This is a genomic window from Enterobacter sp. 342, assembly GCF_036663495.1.
Lineage (GTDB): Bacteria > Pseudomonadota > Gammaproteobacteria > Enterobacterales > Enterobacteriaceae > Enterobacter.
The window spans coordinates 1-5,077 of sequence record NZ_JAWUEI010000075.1; the positions used below are offsets into that span (position 1 = coordinate 1).

General features: G+C 44.0%; 5 protein-coding genes and 2 pseudogenes. 3 read left to right on the plus strand and 4 right to left on the minus strand.

All coding sequences use genetic code 11. The annotated features are described in order from the left end of the window. Positions 1-9: 9 nt before the first annotated feature. A pseudogene (locus V6E55_RS24865) lies at positions 10-90 on the minus strand (hypothetical protein); the annotation flags it as partial. Here V6E55_RS24865 and V6E55_RS24870 point away from each other — a divergent pair. From V6E55_RS24870 to V6E55_RS24880, 3 genes and pseudogenes are all read left to right on the plus strand, one after another. Beyond that, positions 78-737 (plus strand): annotated as a pseudogene (locus V6E55_RS24870) (IS3 family transposase); the annotation flags it as partial. The pseudogenes V6E55_RS24865 and V6E55_RS24870 sit on opposite strands and share 13 nt — an antisense overlap. A gap of 218 nt (positions 738-955) precedes the next feature. Next, complete coding sequence (locus V6E55_RS24875) at positions 956-2,032, plus strand: IS110 family transposase (protein ID WP_134928578.1); 1,077 nt, start codon at positions 956-958, stop codon at positions 2,030-2,032. Positions 2,033-2,698: 666 nt separating this feature from the next. After that, positions 2,699-2,899, plus strand: a complete 201-nt coding sequence (locus tag V6E55_RS24880; protein WP_032640629.1) for a hypothetical protein — start codon at positions 2,699-2,701, stop codon at positions 2,897-2,899. Between the two features lie 3 nt (positions 2,900-2,902). Here the strand turns inward: V6E55_RS24880 and V6E55_RS24885 are convergent, their stop codons facing one another. From V6E55_RS24885 to V6E55_RS25935, 3 genes are all read right to left on the minus strand, one after another. Next, entirely contained in the window at positions 2,903-3,340 is a 438-nt protein-coding gene (locus tag V6E55_RS24885; protein ID WP_032640631.1) for a MarR family winged helix-turn-helix transcriptional regulator, read from the minus strand. 361 nt (positions 3,341-3,701) lie between these two features. Continuing rightward, complete coding sequence (locus V6E55_RS24890) at positions 3,702-4,496, minus strand: multidrug transporter subunit MdtN (RefSeq protein WP_239177361.1); 795 nt, start codon at positions 4,494-4,496, stop codon at positions 3,702-3,704. Between the two features lie 6 nt (positions 4,497-4,502). Next, complete coding sequence (locus V6E55_RS25935) at positions 4,503-4,613, minus strand: YtcA family lipoprotein (RefSeq protein ID WP_115509554.1); 111 nt, start codon at positions 4,611-4,613, stop codon at positions 4,503-4,505. Between the last annotated feature and the right edge of the window lie 464 nt (positions 4,614-5,077).

Genomic DNA, 5,077 nt, shown 5'->3' on the forward strand with positions numbered 1-5,077 from the left:
ATGTTCGTCTCATTCAAAAAACCTCCGCAACCCCATGTTTTCACATAACTGTTGCGTTGACCAATTGAATCTACAACCGCGCTCTTGATGTCAGACTCCCTGAACAGTTCTCGATAATCGGGAAACTCAGGGCGCGTTATCCTGTGGTCACTCTTTGCCATGTGTTCGGGGTTCATCGCAGCAGCTACAAATACTGGAAAAACCGGCCTGAAAAGCCAGACGGCAGGCGGGCTGTATTACGCAGTCAGGTACTTGAGCTGCATGGCATCAGCCACGGTTCAGCCGGAGCAAGGAGCATCGCTACAATGGCAACCCAGAGAGGCTACCAGATGGGGCGCTGGCTCGCTGGCAAACTAATGAAAGAGCTGGGACTGGTGAGCTGCCAGCAGCCGACTCACCGGTACAAACGTGGTGGTCATGAACATGTTGCTATCCCTAATCACCTTGAACGGCAGTTCGCTGTAACAGAGCCAAACCAGGTGTGGTGCGGTGATGTGACCTATATCTGGACGGGTAAGCGCTGGGCGTACCTCGCTGTTGTTCTCGATCTGTTCGCAAGAAAACCAGTGGGCTGGGCAATGTCGTTCTCGCCGGACAGCAAACTCACCATGAAAGCGCTGGAAATGGCATGGGAAACTCGCGGTAAGCCCGCTGGGGTGATGTTCCACAGCGATAGTAATAATGCCGGTGTCAGTCTTTACCACCACTTAGTTTGCCGTTTAACCAGATTGGTGTGATTACTGATGCAGTGAAGACCTTCCCGCATCCTGACTCACACAGCGATCGACCTTTTGTGTCCTGCCCTGGACCCGTCGGTTGCCGGAAGCGCCTTCATGCGAGGCATCTCCTCACCGATGCGCGTGACTCAAGAAGGGCCTGACGGCTTGTCTCGTTACTGTCCTGTCCGGGTTATCTGTCTGGAGATTCAACTCTGTTTCCTCACAGGAGCTCTGTCATGGTTGATAAAGTTACCGAAGCCGCCGTTGTGGGTGGCGTGGATACACATAAAGATTTGCACGTTGCCGCTGTCGTAGATCAGAACAATAAAGTCCTTGGGACCCAGTATTTCTCCACAACACGACAAGGTTACCGGCAGATGCTGGCATGGATGACCTCGTTTGGGACATTAAAGCGAATTGGTGTTGAGTGCACAGGTACCTATGGTTCCGGTTTGCTTCGTTATTTTCAGAACGCCGGGTTAGAAGTTCTTGAGGTGACTGCTCCAGACCGGATGGCGCGACGCAAACGGGGTAAAAGTGACACAATTGATGCTGAATGTGCCGCTCATGCAGCATTCTCTGGCATCAGGACAGTTACTCCCAAAACGCGTGATGGCATGATTGAGTCCCTGCGGGTATTAAAAACTTGCCGAAAAACAGCAATATCAGCCCGCAGAGTCGCTCTCCAGATTATCCATTCAAATATTATCTCTGCCCCGGATGAATTACGTGAACAGCTCAGAAATATGACGCGCATGCAGCTCATCAGGACCCTGGGTTCCTGGAGACCTGATGCCAGTGAATACCGCAATGTAACCAACGTTTATCGCATTTCATTAAAGTCCCTTGCCCGACGCTATCTCGAGTTACATGACGAAATCGCTGATCTGGATGTCATGATTGTGGCAATTGTCGACGAGTTGGCACCTGAACTGATTAAACGTAATGCTATTGGATACGAAAGCGCTTCACAGTTGCTGATCACTGCCGGAGACAATCCTCAACGGTTAAGATCTGAATCTGGATTTGCGGCACTGTGTGGTGTCAGCCCGGTCCCCGTTTCTTCTGGAAAAACGAACCGTTACCGACTTAATCGGGGTGGAGATCGTGCTGCAAATAGTGCACTTCACATCATCGCCATCGGACGTTTACGAACTGACGATAAAACGAAGGAATATGCCGCCAGGCGAGTAGCCGCAGGACATACAAAAATGGGAGCAATACGCTGTCTAAAGCGCTATATCTCACGCGAAGTTTATACATTACTTCGAAACCAAAATAGGCAGGTCAACAGCATCCCGATAACGGCTTGACTCTTAGAAGGGCGTCCAGGGCAGTCATTATACGAGCAGGCAGTTCCGACAGTTACTGTGGCGATACCGGATCAGGCAGAGTATGAGCCGGCGCGGACTGAACATCATAATCTCAGAGAAGAGATGATGCCAAAAACACTATCTTACTTATTTTTGGCCTGTCTGATGTAACAAATTTCAAACAGAAATATTTTTTTTGATAGGCCCTACCTTATCTTACAGAGCGCTGATGATTGTAAACCATTCAATGAATCGGTTATTACAAAACAGAATAATAATTATTAATATAATTTAATATCATGGCCTAATCATTAACCAACCGCAAGTTACAGATAATGCATTCTATAGATTAACTTTTCATAATAGTAAAAATACGGGCATCATAAGATGCCCGGTAAGCATATTGCTTAAACATGAGCCAGAAAGGACGCTACCTTTCTGTCTTATCATTATATATTATTTTTCATATAAGTAAATATTCAGTTTAGTTTTGGACGGAATTATTTACTCATATATGGATTATATAAAGGCAGGTGATTATTTACTAGATTTATTAAATGCTAATCAACATTGTGCATTAGTTCACATTTTTTATTTTAAGAATTAACACGTGGGAATATTTTGCTATACTTCATGTTGATAATTCCGCATAGATATGGAGGATGTATGGAAAAAATGGGGGATTCTCTTCCGATTATCCTTGATAAGGCGGTTGACTTTATGGCATCAACACAAGCATTTAAAGAATATATGAAACAGTCTTCTGTATCAGAACATATTCCTGAAGATATCCCGGATGAGAAGGTGTTTTTTTATATACAAAGACTTAATTATTACAGAAGTATATACCATCCTATAGGGAAGTAAGTTTTATGAATTAAAAGAACGTGAAGCATTGTAAAGTACATCACTTAAGTGGATTAATTGCATTAACTGTTCCTCAGTTAGCGGTTCAATTAATTCATGAAGTTTTGCCATACGGATTTCTATAGCGATAGAAAGAATACTATCACCACGTTGAGTCAAACTAAGAATCTTGTCCTTTCTGTTTTCTTTGCTCTTTTTTCTTAATATAAAGCCTTTGATATCAAGATAATCTAATGCTTCAGTAACAGTCCGGGGACTGAACCCAAGTATTTCGATAATTTCTTTTGCCCTGCAATGTGGCGTGTGGGCGATGACGTCCAGCACGCGGAGTTTTGATAACGTCAATGGAATATTATGTTCAACCAGTGCACAGTTAACTTCTGTCTTAAATTTATGATGTAACCAGTTAATTTGATCAATTCCACGAGTTAAACCATTCATGTTGTACAAAGCCTCCTGCACGCAATAATAATCAATTTAATTATATTTTTTAGATGTTTCAGCAGTCATCTTAGCCCGAGTTGTTCTGTATCCTCACCGAGTGCTTTGGTCAACATGATATCCTCTGCAATCTGTCACGTCCTAATGTCGAGCTCTAGTAGCCAGACATCAATCAGAACCAAGTATCCTCTTCGCCATAACGGCTGAACAAACCGTGTTGAAAATGTGACTCAGCGCTTTTGCCAGCTATCAGTGCTGCTGTTACTTTCTGTCACTGTAAATTTGCCTTCTGTTCCAAATCATATAGTTTGCTCGAGTGAATCGCGACATCACAAATAGCATCAAGTACTGCTTGAGTATATTATTCGATTAGAAGTTTGGACCTATCGCCTTCGCGAATATGTTTCAGGCCCGTTTTCCGGTAGTTAGCAATGACGTACCAGCGTTCAGTATTGATGAGAATGAACAACAGGGGCTTCAGCACAGAGGTGAACTGACCCACAGTAGTTTTCAGTGATGTGACCCAGCCATTAAATGGGGCTCTGATTTCGGTAAATTCGAGGCCAAGTTTCGTCAGTGCAATCTGAGCTTCGAGTTCTGCCCAGTACGCTACTGGGGCATCAACACCACCAATTGGCCTAGTTTGTAATTTCGAGGTATTGAGTTCTGCTATATGAAGTCTGTTCTGATGATCTTGTCTTATCCACCTCATCGGCAGAGTTAACACCCTTTTTAAGCAGCGGATTCGTGTGCCACGTGCCTGCTCTGCTACAACTCGTGCACGATCAGCTATTTCATATGCAGATTTAGCATTATAAGTTTGTGCGCTAACCGTGTGCTGTGCCAGCATGATTTGCTGGTTTAGTGTATTAAGCCTAGCCTGGGCTACAGCCAGATATTGCAGATAAGGTTGGGACTCTATTTTTAGCAGTAAATCCTCTTTATCGATATACTGATTGTCTTTTATCGGCAATAGGATAATCCGAACACTGACTCCAGGAACGACATCAATGGTATCAGCATAACCCCAAGCATCATTCGTTTCCGGTCTGACCTGTGTACGAATAACCAGTGTTATAGTGGATATGGCTGCAAGAAACATAATGATCAGTAGCGGGTATTTATTGTACCATTTAAAACCCATAGCATGCGTCATTAAGGGTTATCCGAATAAAAGAAACCAGAAAAGAGTTGAAAGTATCAGTACCAGACATGGATAGCTGATCATCAGTGGGGATGAGATGATCCTGCCATTACCGAATCGAAACAACAAAATGTGCTAACGTCGTCGTCACTACACTTCCGATCAGGCAAAAAAACAGCCCGGAAAAGCTGCGCCAGAGATCACCAGCGAAAATAGCATTGAACAAGAGGATAAACACAGCAAGGGAAGTATCAGGCATAAGTACCTGATAATCAGTGGTGTCAGACGCTGGGACACGCATTTACAATCGTTTATCATTTTGATTCTTAAAGCTTTAACTTGAAAACTAGAATTAATCCTCTACTATATAAAACTAATTAGAACACAGAAGAAGCTAAATCTCAACTGTTGCTGAAAAAATGTTGTTTAGCGCGAGAGGCAAACTGGATGACTAAAAAGGCAAAGCAGGCACGTAGACCTACCCAGGTTCGGGGAACTGAGCGATTTGGGCATATCCTAGGGAAGGTGCGAATAAGCAGGTCATTTCTTCCCAAGCTGACTCGCTGATTAAAATTTCGCGGATCTGGGCCGAT